This is a genomic window from Nitrosospira sp. Nsp18, assembly GCF_900103145.1.
In the GTDB taxonomy this organism is placed as follows: Bacteria; Pseudomonadota; Gammaproteobacteria; order Burkholderiales; family Nitrosomonadaceae; genus Nitrosospira.
Genome location: NZ_FMWY01000001.1, coordinates 121,279 through 143,269 on the forward strand (window position 1 = coordinate 121,279; position 21,991 = coordinate 143,269).

At 49.9% G+C, this 21,991-nt stretch carries 14 protein-coding genes and 1 pseudogene; 13 read left to right on the forward strand and 2 right to left on the reverse strand.

The window, feature by feature from the left end:
• The first annotated feature begins 351 nt into the window (after nt 1–351).
• Complete coding sequence (locus BLS94_RS14750) at nt 352–495, forward strand: hypothetical protein (protein WP_176767753.1); 144 nt, start codon at nt 352–354, stop codon at nt 493–495.
• A 281-nt stretch (nt 496–776) separates the two neighbouring features.
• Here the strand turns inward: BLS94_RS14750 and BLS94_RS00580 are convergent, their stop codons facing one another.
• A complete protein-coding gene (locus BLS94_RS00580) occupies nt 777–1,490 on the reverse strand; it encodes an AIR synthase family protein (protein ID WP_090957319.1) in 714 nt (237 codons plus the stop codon).
• A 29-nt stretch (nt 1,491–1,519) separates the two neighbouring features.
• On the opposite strand from BLS94_RS00580, the gene BLS94_RS00585 reads away from it, so the two are divergent.
• A protein-coding gene (locus BLS94_RS00585; protein ID WP_218124709.1) for an IS3 family transposase occupies nt 1,520–2,661 on the forward strand; the annotation gives its coding sequence in 2 pieces (ribosomal slippage) (nt 1,520–1,772 and nt 1,772–2,661; 1,143 coding nt in all).
• A 69-nt stretch (nt 2,662–2,730) separates the two neighbouring features.
• Here the strand turns inward: BLS94_RS00585 and BLS94_RS14985 are convergent.
• Nucleotides 2,731–3,133, reverse strand: a pseudogene (locus BLS94_RS14985) (IS3 family transposase); the annotation flags it as partial.
• Nucleotides 3,134–3,471: 338 nt separating this feature from the next.
• Between BLS94_RS14985 and BLS94_RS14425 the strand changes: the two are divergent.
• The 11 genes from BLS94_RS14425 (at nt 3,472) to BLS94_RS00635 (ending at nt 21,983) form a co-directional block, all read left to right on the forward strand.
• Nucleotides 3,472–3,792: a hypothetical protein gene (locus tag BLS94_RS14425; protein WP_143021623.1), complete on the forward strand. Its 321-nt coding sequence runs from the start codon at nt 3,472–3,474 to the stop codon at nt 3,790–3,792.
• 116 nt (nt 3,793–3,908) lie between these two features.
• Nucleotides 3,909–4,091 (forward strand): transposase, encoded by a 183-nt coding sequence (locus tag BLS94_RS15390; RefSeq protein ID WP_143021624.1) that lies wholly within the window; start codon nt 3,909–3,911, stop codon nt 4,089–4,091.
• A 61-nt stretch (nt 4,092–4,152) separates the two neighbouring features.
• Nucleotides 4,153–4,335, forward strand: a complete 183-nt coding sequence (locus BLS94_RS00595; protein WP_090957321.1) for a hypothetical protein — start codon at nt 4,153–4,155, stop codon at nt 4,333–4,335.
• Between the two features lie 619 nt (nt 4,336–4,954).
• Entirely contained in the window at nt 4,955–11,212 is a 6,258-nt protein-coding gene (locus BLS94_RS00600; RefSeq protein ID WP_143021625.1) for a hypothetical protein, read from the forward strand.
• Between the two features lie 46 nt (nt 11,213–11,258).
• Complete coding sequence (locus BLS94_RS00605) at nt 11,259–15,569, forward strand: hypothetical protein (RefSeq protein WP_143021626.1); 4,311 nt, start codon at nt 11,259–11,261, stop codon at nt 15,567–15,569.
• A 118-nt stretch (nt 15,570–15,687) separates the two neighbouring features.
• Nucleotides 15,688–15,891 carry a Sec-independent protein translocase subunit TatA gene (tatA, locus tag BLS94_RS00610; protein ID WP_090957324.1) on the forward strand — a complete coding sequence of 68 codons (204 nt, stop codon included), beginning with the start codon at nt 15,688–15,690 and terminating at the stop codon, nt 15,889–15,891.
• Between the two features lie 161 nt (nt 15,892–16,052).
• Nucleotides 16,053–16,325: a hypothetical protein gene (locus tag BLS94_RS00615; RefSeq protein WP_218124710.1), complete on the forward strand. Its 273-nt coding sequence runs from the start codon at nt 16,053–16,055 to the stop codon at nt 16,323–16,325.
• Nucleotides 16,326–16,896: 571 nt separating this feature from the next.
• Nucleotides 16,897–18,678 (forward strand): glycoside hydrolase family 2 protein, encoded by a 1,782-nt coding sequence (locus BLS94_RS00620; RefSeq protein WP_218124711.1) that lies wholly within the window; start codon nt 16,897–16,899, stop codon nt 18,676–18,678.
• On the forward strand, nt 18,678–19,763 hold the full coding sequence (gene galT / locus BLS94_RS00625; RefSeq protein ID WP_090957325.1) for a galactose-1-phosphate uridylyltransferase: 1,086 nt from the start codon (nt 18,678–18,680) through the stop codon (nt 19,761–19,763). Before BLS94_RS00620 ends, galT begins: the two co-directional genes overlap by 1 nt.
• Nucleotides 19,760–20,920, forward strand: coding sequence for a galactokinase (gene galK, locus BLS94_RS00630; protein ID WP_256325222.1), 1,161 nt, complete (start codon nt 19,760–19,762; stop codon nt 20,918–20,920). Before galT ends, galK begins: the two co-directional genes overlap by 4 nt.
• A 52-nt stretch (nt 20,921–20,972) precedes the next feature.
• A complete protein-coding gene (locus tag BLS94_RS00635) occupies nt 20,973–21,983 on the forward strand; it encodes a zinc-dependent alcohol dehydrogenase family protein (protein WP_090957327.1) in 1,011 nt (336 codons plus the stop codon).
• Nucleotides 21,984–21,991: the final 8 nt, after the last annotated feature.

The following is a 21,991-nucleotide window of genomic DNA, read 5'->3' on the forward strand; positions in this document are numbered from 1 at the left end:
CAAAAAGCTGTCGCCGCCTAAAGGCGGCATCACATGCCAAGCTTGAGCTGGTCATAGTGCTCGTCCTCTTTCTCTTGATGCCGGATATACTCTCTGACCATCTCTTCATCCAAATCCACAGCTGATCCGCAGCCTCTAGAATTGCCCGCTAATTCTGCCAGCGAAGGGATTGATTCCGACCAATCAGGCGCAGGGAACAGCCAATATATCTATGACCTCTTAGATCCGCTAACAAGGGAAGCAATAGCAAAATTATTCAATAGAATTTCTGAACGGGATTGGAAAGAACATTTCAAAAGGGCTGTGCAGAATGGATTGAGCGAAGCGAGGTAACAAGATGACGCAGGACGGATGAACTACAACCCCGCAAAAGTAGCGGAATGGCTTATTGCAAAAGGTTCCTACACTCAAGAGGAGATCGATCGGAAGCTAGGGAACAACCTTCCTCAGCGCAGCAAGAGTATGAAGTATCGTATTACCGGAGATATCGATTAATTAGCATGCTCTTCAATTTGTTTTACTGCAGAGTTTTATACAACCTAAAACAATGGCGATTTAAATCGCCGCGTGGGGCGGTAATTAGGCGAAGAAAGCCATTATTTAAGTTACTCTGAGTATGAGCATGCCAGCGGTGCCCGTTCCGCTTGGGAAGGGAGAGGTTATGGGGAGATTGTGCGCTGGAACCATGCCCACCACAGGCGCGACCGCTTTATTGCGCGAAAGGAAGCTTTTGAGGCTCATACTCTTGCTCCCATAGTCTTGAACTGTTTATTTGATCAATAAAATAATTCGAAATAATTTCGTTCGTCCTCAAGTCGCTTAACAAACTGTTCATTGACGAATTCTGGAGCACGTTCTACAGTACCGTCGAGACGCTTTATCAATTTTTGCCCCGATTCATTGAACTGGCCTATGCTCGAAAGGCGAAGGCCCTCATACTTTCCTCTTTGTAAAAGCTTCATCCCTTTGTCCGGAACAGTGAACGCAACGGCCCAGTCGCCAGCGCCAAATGCAAGTTTGTGCAGCTTGCAAAGGGTCTTCGCAGCAGCTTCGCGCGCAAGGGGACGCATAGGTAAGGATGCTTCATCTATAGTAATCCCGATTGTGTCCTTACAAAAATGTGAAAGGGCGTCAGCTAAACCATCACTAAGGTCACAGGATGCAGTCGCGACGCGCGTTTCTTCCATATAACGACCTTCGTTGATTCGGGCTGTTGGATCTGTCAAGATATTTAGTAGGCTTTCTCTGTCTGACCGCCCGTAAACGTCCTCTCCCTTGATGAGAAGATGCGCACCAGGAAATCCTCCTAGCAATCCAGTTATCACCAAGTGGTCCCCGGGTTTAGCCACTTCCCTTCCCAAGTAATATCGCTTGTCGCATGTTCCGAGACAGTGACCCGCCCCTTTCATTAGCTTCATGATGTAGTAGAGTCCGATTCTTATGACCCTACCCCAATAAACCGTACCATTTAAAAGTAGAATTTCCGGCATTATTTTTACCTTGTAAAAGGAGTCATGACATGAAGAAGAGCAAGTATACGGAGCAGCAGATTGCGTTTGCGCTAAAGCAGGCCGAGCTTGGCACGCCGGTTGAAGAGGTCTGCAGGAAGATGGGCATCAGTGATGCCACATTCTACAACTGGAAGAAGAAGTACGGTGGGCTGGGGCCGTCCGAGCTGAGACGGCTGAAGCAACTGGAAGAGGAGAATACCAAGCTCAAGCGGCTGGTCGCGGACTTGAGCCTGGACAAGACCATGCTGCAGGATGTGTTGTCAAAAAAGCTCTGAAGCCTTCCTGCAAGCGCATCCTGATTGATGAATTGCGCAACCGTTACCGCGCCAGCTTGAGGCAGACCTGCGCATTGCTCAAGCTGTCGCGCACGGTGTACGTCTACAAGTCTCGCGCCCGTGATTCATCATTGCTGCTCATGCGCATCAAGGAAATTGCCGCCGCCCGCGTGCACTACGGTTACCGGCGCGTACATGTCCTGTTACAGCGGGAAGGCTTTAAGGATAATCACAAGCGTGTTTACCGGCTCTACCGGGAGGAAGGGCTGTCATTACGGCTCAAGCGTCCCAAGCGCAACAAGTCGGCGCGGCTGCGCCAGCCTAAACACTTTGTTACGGCAATCAATCAGATCTGGAGCATGGATTTCGTTGCCGATGCACTGTTCGATGGCAGGCGGCTGCGAGCACTGACTGTAGTGGATAACTATACGAGAGAGAGTCTGGCCATCGAGGTAGGCCAGAGCCTGAAAGGAGAAGATGTCGTGAACACGCTCAACCGCATTGCAACGAGGCGGGGATTGCCCAACATTATCAAAGTCGACAATGGCAGCGAATTCATTTCCAAGGTCATGGACAAGTGGGCCTATGAGCGCGGCATCGAACTCGACTTCGGCCGTCCCGGCAAGCCGACCGACAATGCCAAGGTGGAAAGCTTCAACGGACGATTGCGGCAGGAGTGCCTGAACGCGCACTGGTTCTTGTCTTTAGAAGACGCCAGGCGCAAGATTGACGAGTGGCGGCAGTACTATAATGAGACGCGCCCCCACTCTGCATTACAGTGGGCAACACCCGCTGAATTCGCCCGCCAGGCAAGGGAAAATGCCTTGTCCGGCAGGCCTACTGAGTCGGAAATTTTTACTTTAGACCGGTACTGATTTCGGGGTCAGGTCATTACAACCCCGGATTCTACTGCACCGTGTAGCTAATTAGTGGGAGCAGGTCATGGTGACAAAGTGCTTGGGCGGGCGCAGCCGCGCCGACTTGTTGCGCTTGGGACGCTTTAAGCGTCCCGACAGCCTTTCTTCCCGATACAACCGGTAAACACGCTTGTGATTGTCCTTGAAGCCTTCCCGCTTGAGGAGAACATGCAGGCGCCGATAGCCATAATGCACTCTCGTTGCCGCAATTTCCTTGATGCGCATGAGTAATATCGATGAATCACGGGCGCGAGACTTGTAAACGTACACGGTGCGTGATAGTCGCAGCAAAGCACAGGTCTGCCTCAAGCTGGCGCGGTAGCGGTTGCGCAATTCATCGATTAGGACCGTTTGCGGGAAGGTTTCAGAGCTTTTTTGACAGCACATCCTGCAGCATGGTCTTGTCCAGGCTCAAGTCGGCCACCAGCCGCAAGGAGGATGGGTGGGTAAATAATCAGCGACCTTTGAAATCTCCCGCGGGTGCTTAATGAAAAATGATGTACGCGAAATTGAGGGAGGGGTAATTCTTCAGAAGGGGTAAATGGAGTTTCAGAAACCTATGAGGACCTTTTTGACCTGCCCCAAAGTCTCGCCTCGAAGTAGCATTATTCTCAAAATGTGCTACAAATATTTAGTGAGAAAAGCGTTAAATACCTTTCGCTAAGCTGATCAGTGTCCAGCAATTAACCAAAGCAAAAAAACGAGAAAAAGCAGAATGTAACAAATTATCTAATAATTTATATCATCACCTTCCATATAGGAGCGCATATGTCTACTACCTGGACATTGAAGTGTACCAATCAAAGTGAAGAGGCAACACTTCTAATCACTCAGCCTCTCTTGCCTCCTGGAGAGTGGTCTTGCAAAGAAGGAGAAAGCGTTTGGGGAAAACCGTCGAAGGGCGGCGCATTAAAAGATAATCCTTCTGGAACCCTCCTTTTGAGCGCCGGCGCAGGTAGCGACGGTCATTACCTTTACGATTTCACCAAGCCCAAAGTCGGCAGTTCTGGAAAAGGAACAAAACAGGAAGACGTCGGCGGAAGTTTTCCTTCCGGCGAGTTCGATTGGAAATGTACGCGCGTTGAATAATAATGATCGGATTTAGTTATTTCAATTTAACTGTAGTGACGTCATTTCTAAAAACAGCGCAGTTCTAAATTAGAGTAAAGTCGAATCTGGCTCCCCTATTCGAGGAGTTTGAAGCGATGAAGAGATCCCGATTTACCGAGATGCAGATTGCATACGCATTGCGACAGGCGGAAGCCGGTATGCCAGTGAGGGACGTGTGCTCCAGCCCTAGTACATCCAAAGCGAGGTTCTACAAGCTCGAAGAAGAGATATGGCGACGCGCGTGCGGGCGAGGTCCTGCTTCTGAACTGTCCACTTGACGGGGGAGGTGACAACTTTATTAATATTGAAATTTAATACCAACTTTTTTAGGAGAAACAAATGGCTACTGTAAAATTCAAGAGAAAGACCCCTGCCGGAGGGGGAGCGGGAAACTTTAACTATGAGTATGACTGCACTTGCAACACAGGAACTAAAAAGGAAATTAAAGTGGTATCGGCCAATGACATACAAGCCAAGCATTTAGCGGAACTCGAGTGCGACGAGAAATGTGGTGAAACGTAGGGTGGAGATGTGTGGCTAAGTAATGAAGAGAACGTCAATTGCTATAAACGTAAGTATAGATATTCCATATTCTTTAAGGAGGCCAAAATGTCGAGCTGGAGAATGTCACTTTCGAATGGTGGGAACCAAAGCAAAACTTAGATTTTATCGATACTGCTGGGGCTTTCAACGATTATAAATTTGCTGATGAAGTCTTCATCTCAAATTCCGGGAGTTTCACAAATAAAAACGAAAAAGTGAGCCCAACGACGGTAATCCTTGGGAACTTATTTCAATAGATGATTTAACGGTTGGCCAATCCGGCAAAGGTCAATGTTAGGACAACGGAGGAGGCAGCTTTCCTCGAGGTGAATTAAAGTGGGAGGTGATTGCAAAGTTATAAATCAGCGCAATTTCCCAACCTTTTGTACGCGAGCTTTTCATAGCTTTTTTCATGCGGCACTCGCCGCAAGGTTTCAGATTAAGAACCTGGGGCGGGCCATTGACTCCCCTGATATTGCGCCACAAGCCAGTTCATTCAAAGTTATTCGATGCATGAGTTGAGTCAAAATTTATCTTAATAAGCTGGCTCGAACCAGTTCTAAATCACTTCACCTAGGTTGAATAAGGAGGGAACGAGATGAGAGGAAAGAAGCAGCTGTTTTATCTTAACTCGGCCGCCTTAGTAAGCTGTTCAATTAAAGGTGGAACGTCAGATATACCCGGCCGACTTACACAACGCGGCCTACGTATATCGCGGCGGCAATTTTTAAGCTCTGCCGCGGCTTTGAGTCTACTCGCGGCGACCACTTCAAAAGCTGGAATATCTCGCCTACTTACTCAGGGCGCAGGAACCAGCGTTGCCAGAATTCTCGTTTCGGACGACATTCTCTGGGAGCTAGACGCGAGCTGGCTTGCTGGACGACCAACAATAAGTACCCAACAAGACGGGAGATTGCTCACAATACGGCTCAGAGGCGCCTATTATCCGGGCCTGCGAGTTTCTGCTGACTTTGTTGGTAGAGTGGTGATTAACGGTCTTAATTCCACTATTAGCTTTGATCACCGCGTCTTTGGAGTGTCGGTGCCTGTCCTATTAGGTCTGTGGTTAGCGAATGAAGCCAAAGTTACATGGCCCCAAGTCCCATCCAGTCTTCTCACATCGTTTCCTTCAGTGACTCACATTACGGCACGGAAAAATAGTGTCGCCGTGCTGGGCCATCCTTCATTTGAATTCGATATTTTTGGAGAAGGCCAAATCGAGGCGATCGGTTCGCCCTTCCACTTTGAACATGTAAAGTATCTGAAACATCTAGCAGAGATGCAGTTATTGGCAAATAAAGATGCACGACCAAGTCGCGCGTTAGTTAGTTTTTTCACCAATTTGGCTCAAGCTAGAGATCCACTGATCCTTCCTGATTTGCAGCTTCGGATAGGAGCCACCATTACCAATAGCGTCGATATTGAAGTTGCGGAAAACTTAGGGAGAAAAGTTTCTTACGCCGTGGTCGTACGAGGATCCGCTCCATCATTCGTTGAATCCATTCAAGCAGAATCGTCCACACGTATAGTTGCATATACTCCGACACTCATCAAAGCGGTGCATGCGGACAGCACGCCTGAATTCGCATTTTCAGGACGGGCGGGTAAGGGTGTTGTGGCTTTTGCAGATGGAAAGCTAACACTGCGGCCCTTTACAGAAGGAACCTCGATTACCGCGCATACTACGGATGATGGGTGCGATTTGCTGTGCGCGATGCAGCTCGATTCATTGGCGCTACCCACATCGCGTGACTTGAGCGTCCGCATTCAATTTATTCCTAATAAAAAAGAGTCTGCTATTAACGCCCTAAAATGGCTTTGCGATGAAATCTCGGCACAAAAAATTAAAATAGAATTCCGTCGCCCAGCTGACATGCTTTTTTTACGAATGGAGCTTCTGGATGCAAAAATCATAAAAGAATGGGGGCGTACACGATTCCGTTTCAATGATTCTACTTTTCTTCGAATCATCCTTCCTCCTCAAGCGGTAGAAGAACGCAGTTATTATGAACCTCCATCAAGTAAAGGTATGCAAGAGCCTACGAAAGCCCGAAAGGCTCCTCCAGAGTGGGTCAAGAAGCAGGTTCTCCACGATGCTGCAAATGCGACGACTCTGCAAGAACATATCGAGAAAGCTTATGCAAGGAAAGTAGAGTTACGTCTGCCAACCGAATTTACTGCGGATAATTTACCTGCCGAAACACATGCGGCGGGAGAATCATGGCTCAGCTATACAATTAAAAAAGGGCTTAGTCCCTCGAAACTAAAGTCGCTCCACATCTCGCTTGAGACTTTCTTCGATTCAAGCTTATGGGTAATAGAAATTGTACCGGACGCGCGCAGCCAGAAAGAAAGTAAATCAGAAGGAAACAAATCAGACGCACCTCAAAGGGCGACAAATCTTGAGATACCAAGACGTCTTCATCTCTCACCGAATGAAAAAGCAAATTTTATTCCAAACCATTTCCAATTATCAGCGCACAACAACTTTCACCAATTATTCGTGTTACGTGGTCTAGTCGGGATTGGGGCCGAACTGAAAAATGGCATTCCGCTTAGAGCAATCGCTACCCCATGGTTCGATTATTACGCGAAGAAGGAATTACCTCCCCACTTCCCAGACAATCAATTTGACCGAAACAACCCGAACAAACCATATGATGAATGGCGATCAGGACTTGACATAAGGGATCGGATAGAGCTGGTTTGGCTTACATCTCAATGGGGGCAAAAGGCACTCCCGGGCACCGAAAATGTCTTAATACCTGAGAATGTATCTTCAACACTGACGACCTTCAGTATAAATAAAAATGAAGCGGCATACATAGGAATTTATCAACCCCAACCTTTGAACGCATCGTATCTCGCGCTTTCGGCAATTGGGGGCTATGCGTCGTGGGAGGGGAAATGGGATCCACCTGCGTTGATTCCCTTTGCATTTAGCCTTCAAAAATGGACACATAAATCGTCAGAAGGCAGGGATCATTTAGACGAGCCGGTTTATAAGGATTTTCTGGCGCCTTATCAATTGCGAATTAGTATCGTTCGACGATCAGCTCGTGAGGAACGCATGCTCTCCGGTACAAGCGTGTACTCACCAATTCTGCAAAAGTTCTTTCTTTTATTCAGCGCGATCGAAGTTACCTATGATCCCATTCTTGCCCCGGATAGGGGTTTTACATGGCCATTCAGCAAAATCAAAATACTCGATGTAAAACCGGGAACCGGTATCGAAATCGATGCACCGCTTACTGGGCCTAAAGGCATTCGAAGTCAATCGGTCTTTGTGCCGCGAATTAACTGTAAGCCGCTGATGTTCCGCTTTGAAATAGATGGAGACCAACAACGTGTCGGCAAAGGCGCGGCATTAGTTCTCGACAACACGGTTGCCCACAGTGAAGCCGATCTTATCGAGTGCGAGGACGTGTTCAACAATTTCGTGAACTGGACTACCGGGGAACTAAATTTAGATGACAACAATGTAAGACGTGAAGTTGAGGAAAAATTCAAATATAAGTTTGATATGGGTGGTTCACAGGTTGCATATGCGGCCAGCCGTGAAATCGGCGACACTTCATTTCCAACAAAATTAATGGATGTAAGGTTAGCCCTGAGAAAAGATTTGGTTAACACGGCCGTACTTGAATCAAGCAGAAAGCCGCCCCTTTTTCCGTTTATGGATAAAGCGCTAATTGAAGTTCCGGCTATCGAGCAATTGACACAAAGCGGTCGCGATTGCTTAACCATGGTTCGCGTTGCAGAGTCTTATCGGCAATATGGTTTTCCGCTTGGCCATATGCCAAAAGAAGAAGCGGTGAGAAGAGGGCAGGGCGAGATTTTTCTTGAACTTGTTAATCCGGTGACACTAGATTTTTCGTCCAAAGCTGATCGTGGTGGCGGTATCGGTTCCCCTAATCTGTTAGTCGGCGCAATTTCTCGAACAGTGGGACTTGTTGGGTTACCGGGCACCATGGCCGGGGCCATCGATGGTGCAACGAACCAACGGTTGATAACATCAACGCGTGCTAAAGAGCAGTCTTCAACATCTCTTTCAGTTGATCCAGCCGTTTTTGACGCGGCAGGGGCAATGCTGTTTGGAAGCATACCAATAAGCCGGTTGCTGGCAGCTGCTGGCCTAGAAGGTGCTCCTGCATTTGTGGAAAAGGTCAGCGATGGACTAAAGACAATCGGCGCGGACGCGCTCACGAGCGCCCGTGAGTTCGCAGGCGATGTTCAGCAAATTGCCAGGGGACTGAAGGAACGGCTTAATCCTAAACACTTAAAACCAGAAGCACTATCTGAAGCAATCCAAAAGATTTTAGACCGAATTGAAACAATAGAGTCGATCTGCATCCGCATCAGTTCAGAAACGAATCCTGTCCAGGCAGTTAAGTATATCGGTGATATAGGCGCAGCTTTGCGCGCCATCCAGCATGACGTCGATGACATGCTCGCCAACCCAGCCTTATTCCTGCCGCCCGAGTTTGGTCAAGCTTTGCTTGAGGTTGCAAAAGCGATTGGCAGTCTTAGGAATGAGTTCGGAAAAATCTTGGCTCTGGCCCACGCTGCTTTAGATGAGGCAATTAAAGCGACACGGGAAGAATTGAAGAGGAAACTCTTATTTTATTTTGAAGAACAGGTGAAACGTCGCCTTGGGGAGTTTCTTGCTCTGCTTCACGAGGTTGACCAGAACATAAAAATTGACGCAAATGATATTTTTACGCGACTGCTTGCTTTAATAAGCAAATACGATGCGCTAGCCAGTGAGCTTTCACTGATAACAGATGATATTGAGAAGTTAGATTCGGATTGCATCACAAAATTCGGTACTCTCGGCGGAGATCTGCAAGATTTAATTGGATCTGTATATCAAGCCCTTGTTACAAAGTTTGAATGGATTGATCAAAGGTTTCGTGACACGCTTCAGAAATCCACCGTCTCAGCGTACCGCTCGTTTTTCTTGCAGATTGAGCCACAAATTATCGTTTTGGCAGATCAGATTCTTGAGCTTAAGAAAGGGGTAAATGAAAAAAATTTAGCTCGATCAGGCAACGCCTTGACACAAGCCTCGCGCGCAATAAAGACAATACAGGAATTCGCTGACCAGCTTCCATTATCAGGTTCACCCGGTTCCGTAGCCGAAAATCTCGCACGCATTAGGAATTTCGTCAATTCCCTGAAAATGGGCGAGAGTCTTGAACATGAAGTCCAAAAAATCAAGGTCGTATTGGTTTCCAATAACTACAAACGCGTTATTGACTGTCTAGCCAACGCAACCCAACTCAAATTACGTCTTGAACAAATCACACGCAACGTACTTGAGCCATCTCAGCCCGCCGATATGCAAGCTCCGTTTCTTCGGTTAGAGGCGATAGGCACGATATGCTCACTGAGCGGTGGGATCTCGGTTGTGTATCCGCTTGCAAAGAGGGGGGTGGGAGAAAAGCTACCTTCCGTGCGCCATCTCTCAGATGAAGCTGCTATTTTTGCAAATACGATCATAAAAAATGCTGGGATTCTACTGGAAACGTTTACTGACCTTTTTGGTAAGGCCATTGACGCTATTAAGACAAATAACTCCGTCAACAAACTTTTTCAGGGGCTTGTGAGTGACCTAGAAGAGATGCAGAAGGCAATGACGCAGATCGTCAATTTTATTAAGAAGGATTCTCCTCTGGATAGTGTTAACCGCCCGACGTTAATTAACGACCATCTTTCTAAAATAGTTGGGATTTGGCAAAGAACGATTCAAAATGTGCAATCACTTGCGGTAAGTTTGCCGAATGAAGCGCTGCAACTTCTACGTGATGAGCTGAAAAAGGCAATTGAGAAAGTTGTGCCATCGCGCCGATCGGTCAGTAACACATTCTGCCGAGAGTTGACGGAGGGTTATTTATTTTTTTGCCCTGGATTGATTGATAATCAACCTGCTGATTTAAAGCTGGATGCGCTCATCGAACTTGATTTACTAACCGGCGCGTCGACGACGCGAATGATGGGAACAATTAAGAACTTTCGTATTAACGTATTGGGCTTTTTATTCCTTCCTATTAAAGCCCTAGAGTTTAAAGTTGAAAATGGAACTGCCCGGCTCGGTAGCCCTGATATAGGGACCATAACGCTTTCTGACGCCCTATCTTGGGTTAAAACACTTGGGGATCTATTCCAAGCTCAGAGTGGACCTTATGCTGAACCTACAATCTCAGGTGTGCGGGCAGGATATCGCGTTACTCAGAAGTACTATCCGACTGCCAATATGGTACTCGAAAATTTTGTGCTGGACGCTTATATAAACTTACCATTCGATGGAGGGGCAACGACATTTGGTTTTGCAATTTCAAGTAGAGAACATCCATGTGAACTGACGGTTATGCCGTATGGGGGTCGTGCACATTTCGTTATAGAAACTGCCGGGGATAGATTAGTGCGTATGGACGCTTCTTTTGCTTACGGACTTTGTGGAGTCTTTAAACTGGTTGCGGTTAAGGGAACGGGAAAAGTGATGGTTGGGGTCATCATAAGCCAATCCGCAAATGTACTCGCATTAACCGGATTTTTTATCGTTCTTGGCAGCGCTACGGTATTGGGTATTGTCTCTATTTCAGTGAGCCTCACACTGAGTCTTGAGTATCAATCTTCTAGTGTTGTAGGGCATGGCGAGTTTAGTGTAAAGGTAGGATGTTGGCCTGTGGAATGGACCCTTAATTACTCAGTAGACTATGCACAGAAAGGTGCTCAAATGAGCACAAACCAAATTTTGATAAATGAACCTTCGCAAGAGCCCGTCGAACCACTTAAGTCTTTGTTTCTGGATCCCAAGATGTGGGACAAATTCGACCACTACTTCACAGACTGAAAACCGAATTTTTGACCCGAACAACAGTACCTAAATGGGGGTATCTTTGGACACCGATAAAGAGTGGAGAGTTAAGTGGACTGTTATTCCAAAGGGATTGCAAGAAAAAAGATTGCGGGTGTCGATCTTGGCGGGAATCGACCCTGATAGTAATGCAATTGGTTCAGTCAATTGGACGGAATTCGTCAAGCTGCAATTAAAAGGTTTCAAGCTGGTGATTAAGCAAGGAGGCGTTAATGTATTAGCTAACAGCGATTCATATGAGCTAATTAACGAGGGTTATTTAAATACAGGGATCTGGGAGACGGTTTTCGATCAAAAAACGGCGCGCATAGCCGCTTCGGCGCCCAGCTTTCTGCAAACGGAAAAGTTTTTTCCGGTGTGTACGGGGAGTTTTGCGGTCCATGTGATGAGGTTTGCGAGACGAGTCCAGGGAGCCCAGCTACAGCGCACACTCTTAAATAGTAGAAGTAACACGGTCATACCAGATTCTGAGTCCCAATTTATTAGTATCGACGATCTTTTCCCCGGACAATGGAAAAAGGGATCCCCGGAACAAACGGACCTTTCATATCTCGTCGGGTTTGCGGGAGATCTAAACAAGGTCTTCAACACCTCCGCGCCGAGCTTAAAAGAACGCACCCGAGATAAGGTAAAGAAAAAAGACTACAGTGACTATGGTGCCACTACGCTCTTAAACGCGGCAGAAAACGCTTACGCTAGACCCCATGTTCGGTCCATCGAGAAGAACCAGGATAACAAAGAGCAAAATATTCATGGCGATCGCATATCAGTCTTGACCGAGTTTGGCGCAGAGCTATTGAAGGCCCGTTATAACATGATTGCAGAGGTGCCGTCTGGATTGAAGATTGACGTGATCCTCAGTCCTGAATTGAACGCGTCGATGGATCAGTTGCTTACAACAATTCCGCGTGCCATCTCTCCGAACGTACAGGACGCATTGAGAGCAAGAGAGGGAAGTGCCATTAATCGCTTGGCAATGTTAAAAGCAGAGCCAGGGCTGTTGGCCCCCGCTGGGCTTGTGTTCGATATGCTTTTGCCACTTCCGGTCCAACTCCGGGATGGCGACGAAATCGCAGTTGAGGCTATATGGACGAATATAAATGTTTCTACGCTGCTTATAACATCCACTGGAGTATTCACCGCAGTTACTAGTCATGGTTTACCGGCATCTGAACCCCTAGAACACCCGGAAAATTCTGTTTTTGATCCATGCGGACTTATGCGACTCGGCGCTAAGGATGGCGAATTTGTTGCTACCGACTTTAATGCTGATTTGGCATCACTATCGATAACCACGACGGTACTTGATGCCCGTAACCGATCAATAGAAGCGAATCCCGCGTGGAATGCAGACAGTGGGGAACATTTTGTAGCACCGCCTATTACTTCCGACGACGTTGCTATTCATTTAATGGAAAGAGTCAAGACATTCAAAAAAAGGCGGGATGATTTTCAGAATAGTAATAAGCGTTGCCTATACCTTGAGGATTTGATAATTGGTACTCGACTAGATGTCGGTGCTGTAGAAGAAATCGATGGACAGAAAAAAGTGACGTGGTTCGCTGCCGGAAAGCGACTGGTTACCTATGAAGCATTCAAAGAATTGGAGCGCAAGCCACAGGACCTGGAAAGGGATGAGGCATTCGATTCCTTATGGGTTTCCGAGTATCGAACATATAATTATGAGAAAACTAACGATCGCTATATTGTGGAATCGACAGTTAGAGGAGAAATGACACGCTGGAATCCACTCGGAAGCGCGATGGAAAGTATTCACCCTAAAGGTACAAAAACGACACTCGGCAAAACCGTCAGCGCAGAACCCAGATCGTACTTACACCCTCGGTTCGGACTCCAACTCGCTTTTGGTATTCGGTATGTATTTAGCGATGGGAGTTGCCTTATAAATCTAGCGGAGGCTGCGGAGCGATATTATGGAAAAAATTTCCGGGAAAATAATAAGTTCCTTTTACACAAACACGCCTTCACGAGTGGGGAGTTTATCCTCCGCAGATGGGAAAAGCTGTGTGCTCCAATATGTGCTTTTGTTGACGAGCCAATTCGTGGGCAATGGTGGCCCAGAGAAACAACGCGACGACTCGTCATAGCAACTTCATCTTCGAACAACCTTAAAGAGCAACATCGGTCGGAACGGTGGATATTACCTAAGTCGCTTTCAGTGCTGGAATGCTGGAAACATGGCGTCTTTCGTGATGACGTTAAACCTTGGGAATCAGCCTTCGAAGGTTACTCGCTTGAACCGATCGATTCACGTCCTCTAAATCCTACGGTTAATCCAGAGATTTCTACCGACCCAGATGTTATTTGGCGACATCGGCTAGGACGGCAGAAATCTCCAAATCCCTACCATCCTGACCCGCTTGTTACGACTATTCGATTTTTTGTTGGCCGAAAGAGTGGTCAAGCGCTAGGCACCTGGTGCGCAATTTCCGATTCAGAAAACAATCTTCCGACTGTTTTTGACTGCCATTTGTACGATAACAACAAATGGCCTTATGCGAGAGGCATCAAGCTGTCTCTTCATGCGTCAAAAGCATCGCAATCATCTGCTTGCTGCGCCGTAAATGCGGCAAAAGGTAAGATTAAGGTTAGTTTGCCGCCGGGCGAGCGTTTGACGATACTTGCGATTCCGTTGAACGACGATACACTTTACTTAACGAAAGTTCATGGGTTATCCGCATTGTTAGACGCTGAAATAAAGGAAAAAAATATTAGTAACCGCCAGCTGCAATGGTCAGAATTCCCGCAAATTCTTATGACCATTGCCGAGGTTACCGAGATCGAACTTGAGCATATTGTTGATGTGCCAACAATGGGACCTAACATACACCAACTCGTAGTGAATAGAATTGATGGCGCTAAACCCGAAAAAGACGAAACAAAGATACATGGGAATGTGCGTGCCGAAGTTGCTCCAGGTTCGACGGGTGCATTGGAAATTATTGCTGCGTGGCAGCATTACATTGATTCACTTGATCAGTTGCCGATGAGTCAACGCTCTCCGAGCAAGGACTTTATGACGATTAATGGAACTCGCCGCGCGACGGTTGGGCAATGGAGAGCCTCGGAGCAAAATTCATCGAAGCATAAATCGTCGCAAAACGTTGTGCGGCGTCCCCCTTTGGATATCGACGTTGTACTGAAGCATGATTTCAAAGATACACGCCACCGTGTGATTCAGTGGAATACTAGAGCAATTGGTATGGCGCCAAGCAGATTTGATGCTGATCAGCACAAGAGATTCGATGATTACCGATTCTTTACCAGTTCTTCAAACGTCACCGAGCGAATCGAGATATTGAGTACGCGCTCACCGCTTCCGCCTACTATATTGGAGCCGGTTTTACCTGCGTTTGCGTTTAGTCATAAGCTCGCGTCAAATTCTTTAACACGCCGGCGTACAGCCGCATTCCTTCTTGAATTGGAGCGAGATTGGTGGAGCTCTGGCGAGGACGAACAACTGGGGGTGGTTCTGTTACCCGGTGGTTTAGCTAGGGGTGACTTCGATGAAGTATCACGAAAGTACAGAAATATTGCCTCCTTCTGGGGAGCAGACCCCGCGCGCGAACATGCGTCTACACTGAGTCACCTCCCAACTTTTTTTGGTAAAAACCATCTTGCAGGCGAAGGAATGGGTAAACGTGTCCCAGTAAAAATCACTCCCGATCAAGAAACGCCTGCGACACCCGGCGCGCCGCCCCCTATTCCCCTTGATGTTGACATCGTGCCATTTGTGCCAACATGTGCCGGCATAGGTCAGCCATGGAAGGTACTTGTTCATGTGATTAACCCTTCTAATGTGGCACGGGCTATGATACGTTTGGCCGTCGTCCGATATCAACCCCACTCAATCGCAGGTTGTGAAGTTTCGAAACCTGTCATGCTAGATCACCACGGGTTGCTAGACGATCGGGAAGCAATAGTCAAACGTGATGCCCAAGATGATCGCAAGTTGACAGTTACGCTTCACGGAATTGCTGCAATTCCCGTGATTTCCGAAAAATTACCGGAGTCAGATAAACCCTCTACGTACCCGAATATAACGAGTCAGGTAACTATTTCTCTAGAAAGAGGAACCGCATCAATAGATAACTTAGAAATCTGGGAAGCGGAAGAGACGATACTTGCGCAACCACAAGTCCGAGAGGGCCGGACTTACTGGACCGCCGTCTTTAGGTCCGAGCATTCCTTAAGGTGGACTAAGTATAGAATTGCAATTCTGGAAGAAGAAATTTCGCCGGCTGACAAAAAGGGGGGTATTAATCCAATTCCAAAATATTTCGATTTTCTGTACCTTGACGAAATAGGGTGAGGCTATGATTATCACCTTTAGGCACGCGAAGGTTACTGAAAAATCGGAGTGTGGCCTCCTTTTAGAAGGATTTTCATCTCTGCAACACTTTTTTAGCTCGACCTGTTAGGAGAAACAAATGGGTTCTCTCTCGATATCGCATTGGTTGATTGTGTTATTGGTTGTTATATTGATATTTGGCACTAAAAAACTAAGAAGTATTGGTAGTGACTTAGGGGGTGCCATAAAAGATTTTAAGACAGGACTAAGAAGTGAGGAGAAAACCACAATCAAACATGAGGGGCAGACTATCGAAGGTGAAACCAAACAACAAGAAATATGATAATTTGTGATAAAAACAACCTCGGCTGACTGGAAAAATTATCGCATTTTTTCGACTAGACGCTCGTACGGTTTTTCCCCGCGTAGGCTGCCATGAGGCCTGGCCTATGGTAGTTGTAGAAAGCCTCCCAATCAGCCCAACTTGCCGAGCCTGCAGTAGCGATGACTGAAAACCAGAACCCCGAACGAAAGGCCCGCGACAACATTGATGCGCTGCTCTCGCAGGCGGGTTGGGTGGTTCAGTCAGCTAGGAGAATCGACCTGAACGCCGGCGCCGGTCAGGCGGTGCGCGAATACCAGACGGATATCGGCCCCGCAGACTATGTGCTGTTAATGGACAAGAAAGCGGTGGGCGTAATCGAGGCGAAGCGCCCGGAAGAGGCGCAGCGGCTTACTGCCCATGAATCCCAAACCGAAGCTTATGCGGTGCAGTAAATATCGGTAAGATGTCAGCGGATGAGCAGTGCGTTGTACGGCAGGCCAGCGCCAACCCAAGCGCATAATCCAAGCATACAACCCGCGTATGCCCCGCTCAGTATTAACACTTCTTCTGACAGCAACGACTACCCGCCTACATTTTTTCGGGTGATTGCCCATGAGTTGGATCGTCGCCTCTCCTGTACATAAAACTCAATCGCCGCAGTAGTACCGGCTTTATTCTTGTTAACCATCTTTTTTGCTGCTAATCTGAAATTTGACGCCCTGTTGTTATCGTCGCTCTGCTACATGTAGGGTCTAAATATGATGTGGGGCAATCCGGGATTTGCACCAATAATAAATATTGGAAAGCTGGGCAGCACGAATTTTCAATTCTCTTCCTGCGACGGTAAAATTAGAAAGAAACCTCCGCTATTTGATAACTTGTGAAACCGATATCATTTGCGGTCGTGTGACCAGACACCCATAGCGCCTTCGAAGCAACATTAAACATAGACGGTGCAATTTGGGCCGCCGTCGGTTTTCAAGAAATAACTGTACTCGCGATGCCAGCAGCAGGAGGAATGCCTTGGAATTCGCCTATCCCCGCCCGCAGATGCAGCGCTCGAACTGGACTTCTCTCAACGGCAAGTGGCGTTTTTGTTTTGATGACGCGGGCGAATTTGCGCTGCCGTCTCAAATCAAGTCCTGGCCTCTGGAGATCACGGTACCTTTCCCGCCCGAATCGGAAGCAAGCGGTATCGGTGATCGCGGCTTTCACTCATTTTGCTGGTATGAGCGGGACTTCGACTGCCCACGCTCTACCGGGCGAGTTATCCTGCGCTTTGGCGCGGTGGACTACAACGCCCGGGTATGGATTAACGGTTGTCTGGCTATCACCCACGAGGGCGGCCATACTCCATTCTGGGCCGATATCACCGACATGCTTCATCCCTCCGGCAACCAGACGGTCACCGTACATGTGGAAGACGACCCGCATGAACTTGCCAAGCCGCGCGGCAAGCAGGACTGGCAACTCGAACCCCACTCCATCTGGTACCCGCGCACGACCGGAATCTGGCAGACCGTCTGGTTCGAGCGGGTAGCGGACAATTACATTGAAAAAATCCGCTGGACTCCCGAGGTGCCGCACTATGCCATTGGTTTTGAGGCGCGTGTCATAGGCGAATCAACCGACGATCTCACCGTCGATGTCTGCCTGCGCCATGGCGAGCAGTTGCTCGCACATGACCGCTACCAGGTGGTGGACGGGCAGGTTGACCGACTTATTGTACTGTCCGATCCGGGTATCGACGATTTTCGCAACGAACTGCTGTGGAGCCCGGAGCGGCCTACGTTGATCGATGCCACGGTGCGGCTCATGCATGGCGAAGAGGTGGTGGACCAATTTGCTTCGTACACCGCCATGCGCTCTGTGCATATTTTGCGTGACCGCTTCATGCTCAACGGGCGCCCCTACATGCTGCGGCTCGTGCTTGACCAGGGCTATTGGCCCGACACCTTGCTCACGGCGCCCGGCGACGAGGCGTTACGCCGGGATGTGGAGCTAGCGAAAGCCATGGGCTTCAATGGTGTTCGCAAGCACCAGAAGGTTGAGGACCCGCGCTATCTTTACTGGGCAGATACGCTGGGACTCATGGTTTGGGAGGAAATGCCGTCTGCTTATCGTTTCACGCGCAGCGCCATCAAGCGGACAGTTCGCGAATGGGGAGAGGTCATCGAGCGTGACTACAGCCATCCCTGCGTGATTGTCTGGGTGCCTTTCAATGAATCTTGGGGCGTGCCCGAACTTGCTTCCGTCGGGAAGCAGCGGCACGCGGTCCAAGCGCTGTATCACCTCACGAAAACACTGGACGCCACCCGTCCGGTAATCGGTAATGACGGATGGGAAAGCAGCGCGACCGACATTATCGGCATTCACGATTACGATGCCAACATCGAACACCTGAGTCAGCGTTATGGTGCCGGTATTCAGCCCGATCAGCTGTTCGACCGGCGGCGGCCGGGTGGGCGGATTCTTACGCTCGACGGCTATCCGCATCGAGGCCAGCCGATCATGCTGACCGAATTCGGGGGCATCGCTTTTGCCAAGTGCACGCAGCCGGACGTGAAGCACACCTGGGGCTACACTGCGGCCAAAGACGAAAACGAATTTGCGCGAATGTATGCCGAGCTGATGGATGCGGTGATTCATACCGCGCTCTTCAGCGGTTTTTGCTACACCCAGTTTGCCGATACCTTTCAGGAAGCGAATGGATTGCTCTGCGCAGACCGCGCGCCCAAGATTCCCCTTGAGGAAATCGCGAAGGTGACATGCATTTCGCGTACCCACATACCCGGAGGCGTCTGATGTATTCGCTTGATCTTACCAAGCCGGACGGTCGTAAAATGACGCTTTATGGACGTCGGCCGTTTGATTCGCAGACTGCCGCGCCGAGCCCATTTGTGGAACCGCTGAACGCGAGCCCGCATCTGCGGTGGCATCCGCTGCGCGGTGAGTGGGTGACTTACGCTGCGTATCGGCAAGGACGCACCTTTCTGCCTCCCCCTGAATACAATCCGTTGGGCGTGACCATCGATCCTGCGCACCCGACCGAGGTGCCGGCAGGAGACTGGGATGTGGCAGTGTTCGATAATCGCTTTCCCTCCCTCGGCGGCCCCAGCGCAGAGCCGCCCTCGTTGATCGTGCCGACCGCGCGGGCGGTTGGGCATTGCGAAGTGGTGGTGTTCACGCAGAATGCGGGCGCGTCATTGGGCGTGCTGCCGCTTGCGCACATCGAATTGCTGATGCAAGTGTGGGGAGAGCGCACAGCCAGGCTGGCCCAGCGGGGCGATATTGCCTATGTGCTGCCGTTTGAGAATCGGGGTGCGGAAGTTGGCGTGACCTTGCACCACCCGCATGGCCAGATTTACGCCTACCCGGTCGTGCCGCCAGTGCCGGCGGGGATGCAGCAGGAGGCACAACGGTACCATGCAGACAAAGGTAGCGGGATACTGCAGGATCTCATCACCGCGGAGCGAAGCGCGAGGGTGCGCATGCTTTATGAAGGCGACCATGCGGTGGCGTTCGTTCCGGTATGCGCACGCTACCCCTATGAGGTATGGATCGCCCCGATCGAGCCGGTCGAGAACTTCATTCAGCTCACGGGCGAGCAGCGTGCTGATCTGGCCCGGGCGGTGAAGACCGTGCTGCTGAAGTATGATGGATTGTGGCAAAGGCCTTTTCCATACCTGATGGCCTGGTACCAGGCGCCGACCGATGGCGAAGCGCATCCTGAATCGCATTTGCACGCAGAGTTCTATCCGCCTTATCGCACTTGGGACCGGATAAAATACTTGGCGGGAACTGAAATTGCAGCGGGTTTTTTTGCGATGGACGCGTTGCCGGAAGAGAAGGCGCGCGAGCTTCAGCAAATCGAGGTGACTCTCGAATGAACGCTTTTCCTAAGCGGCGGGATGCTCATGCGTTTCATGGCATGGCTCGAAACACTCCTGGAAGTATGATGGGCGGCTTCGAGGCAGCGTTTGGGCGCCCGCCCGAGGTAGCGGCGCAAGCGCCAGGCCGTGTCAACCTGCTAGGTGAACACACTGATTATAACGACGGCTATGTGTTGCCGATCGCCATCGAACAGCAGACCAGCGTCAGCATGCGGCGGAATAATCAGGACGAGTACGTGCTGCATTCGGAAATACTCGGCAGCAAGGTTCGCTTCAAGCTCGACGCATTGCCGGCGGAACACTTCGCGACCTATGTGTATGGCTGCCTCATGGAAGCGCGTGCTGCCGGCATCGCTGCGCCAGCACTGGATATCCACATCGAGTCAAATGTGCCCATGGGAGTGGGCCTGTCGTCAAGCGCGGCGCTGGAGGTTGCCACGTTACGTGCCTTACGTGCCCTTACGGGCCAGTCACTGGACGACGTGTGCCTGGCGCAGCTCGCGCAGCGGGCGGAAATCGAATATGCGGGCGTGCGTTGCGGCATCATGGACCAGATGGCGTCAAGCCTTGCCGGAACGCAATGCGCGCTGTTTCTCGACACGCGTACGCTGGAGCGACGGCTGGTTCCGTTGCCGCCAGCGTCGACGGTGCTGGTACTCGATTCGGGCATTGCCCGCACCCTTGCCGGGAGCGGCTACAATCGACGCCGCGCGGAATGCGAAGAGGCTGCGAGGCGGCTTGGCGTGGCTGCGCTTCGCGATGTCAGCGATATATCGATTGCGGACATTCTGCCTGAGCCATTGCGCCGCCGGGTACGCCACGTCGTCAGTGAAAATGCCCGGGTGTTGCTGGCTGCCAGTTGTCATGATGCAACGGAGTTCGGTATCCTGATGAATGCGTCGCATGCCAGCCTTCGCGACGATTATGAGGTCTCCATACCCGAACTGGATCAATTGGTAGTGCTATTGCAGGCGCATCCTCATGTATACGGGGCTCGCCTGACGGGCGCGGGTTTTGGTGGCGCGTGCGTGGCCTTGTGTGAGCCGCAAGCACTGCGTGAAATTTCAGAGACGGTGCTGAGAGGCTATTCCAGCGCAGGCTTTACCGGTCGCGTGCTTGTACCGCCGACCGAAGAGGCTTGGTTGGATCGGTAATGGGACGGTTCGACGGGGGTTCATCAATCGATAGTTGATCGTTGATATTGACATGTCTGCGCTAAACGATTCCATGCATGCAATGGTTCTGGAAGGGCCAGGTCAAGCGGTTCAAATGCGCTGCTTGCTTCGTCCACAACCAGGCCCTGATGAGCTTCTTGTCAAGATTGCAGCCTGCGCTGTTTGCCGTACCGATTTGCATGTGGTTGACGGCGAATTGCCCGATCCAAAATTACCTATTATTCCTGGTCATGAAATTATCGGTCGAGTGGTGGCCTACGGAGCAAATGTCCGTAATTTTTCCATTGGTGAGCGGATCGGCATTCCCTGGCTTGGATGGACCTGCGGCCATTGCCGGTACTGCCGCAGCGGGCAGGAAAATTTATGTACTACCGCCAAGTTCACGGGTTATCAGATCGATGGCGGGTACGCCGAGTACACTGTCGCCGATGCGCGTTATTGTTTTCGCATACCGGCTACATATAGCGACGTCGAGGCGGCGCCTCTGTTATGTGCCGGGTTGATCGGCTACCGCGCGCTCAAGATGACTGAAGATGCGGAACGGGTCGCAATTTATGGATTTGGCGCCGCTGCCCATATCGTGGCCCAGATTCTGGCTCATCAGCGACGGAAATTGTTTGCATTCACGCGTCCCGGGGATACCGGGGCCCAGGATTTCGCCGGGAGGATGGGTGCCGCATGGACAGGTGATTCGGGCATGGTCCCGCCCGAGGAACTCGATGCGGCTATCATTTTTGCACCTGTAGGCGCGTTGGTGCCTGCCGCATTGCGAGCGGTTCGTCCGGGTGGACTTGTCGTATGTGGGGGTATCCATATGAGCGACATCCCCAGTTTTCCCTACGATATTCTGTGGCATGAAAAGCGTCTGGTCTCGGTCGCCAATCTTACCCGTCGAGATGCCGAAGAATTTCTGGCGCTGGCACCCGAAGTGCCAATCAGGGTAACTACGGAATCCATGCCGCTTAGCCAGGCGAATACAGCATTAACGAGGCTGCGTGAAGGGAAACTAACCGGTGCGGCGGTGCTCATTCCTGAATCTTAGTTCTGTTA

Excerpts from the sequence above, each read along its gene's own strand:
- BLS94_RS00635 (WP_090957327.1), top strand. The coding sequence starts at position 20,973 with ATGTCTGCGCTAAACGATTCCATGCATGCAATGGTTCTGGAAGGGCCA.
- BLS94_RS00615 (WP_218124710.1), top strand. The coding sequence starts at position 16,053 with ATGACTGAAAACCAGAACCCCGAACGAAAGGCCCGCGACAACATTGAT.
- BLS94_RS14425 (WP_143021623.1), top strand. The coding sequence starts at position 3,472 with ATGTCTACTACCTGGACATTGAAGTGTACCAATCAAAGTGAAGAGGCA.
- BLS94_RS00595 (WP_090957321.1), top strand. The coding sequence starts at position 4,153 with ATGGCTACTGTAAAATTCAAGAGAAAGACCCCTGCCGGAGGGGGAGCG.
- galK (WP_256325222.1), top strand. The coding sequence starts at position 19,760 with ATGAACGCTTTTCCTAAGCGGCGGGATGCTCATGCGTTTCATGGCATG.
- galT (WP_090957325.1), top strand. The coding sequence starts at position 18,678 with ATGTATTCGCTTGATCTTACCAAGCCGGACGGTCGTAAAATGACGCTT.
- BLS94_RS15390 (WP_143021624.1), top strand. The coding sequence starts at position 3,909 with ATGAAGAGATCCCGATTTACCGAGATGCAGATTGCATACGCATTGCGA.
- tatA (WP_090957324.1), top strand. The coding sequence starts at position 15,688 with ATGGGTTCTCTCTCGATATCGCATTGGTTGATTGTGTTATTGGTTGTT.
- BLS94_RS00580 (WP_090957319.1), bottom strand. The coding sequence starts at position 1,490 with ATGCCGGAAATTCTACTTTTAAATGGTACGGTTTATTGGGGTAGGGTC.
- BLS94_RS14750 (WP_176767753.1), top strand. The coding sequence starts at position 352 with ATGAACTACAACCCCGCAAAAGTAGCGGAATGGCTTATTGCAAAAGGT.
- BLS94_RS00600 (WP_143021625.1), top strand. The coding sequence starts at position 4,955 with ATGAGAGGAAAGAAGCAGCTGTTTTATCTTAACTCGGCCGCCTTAGTA.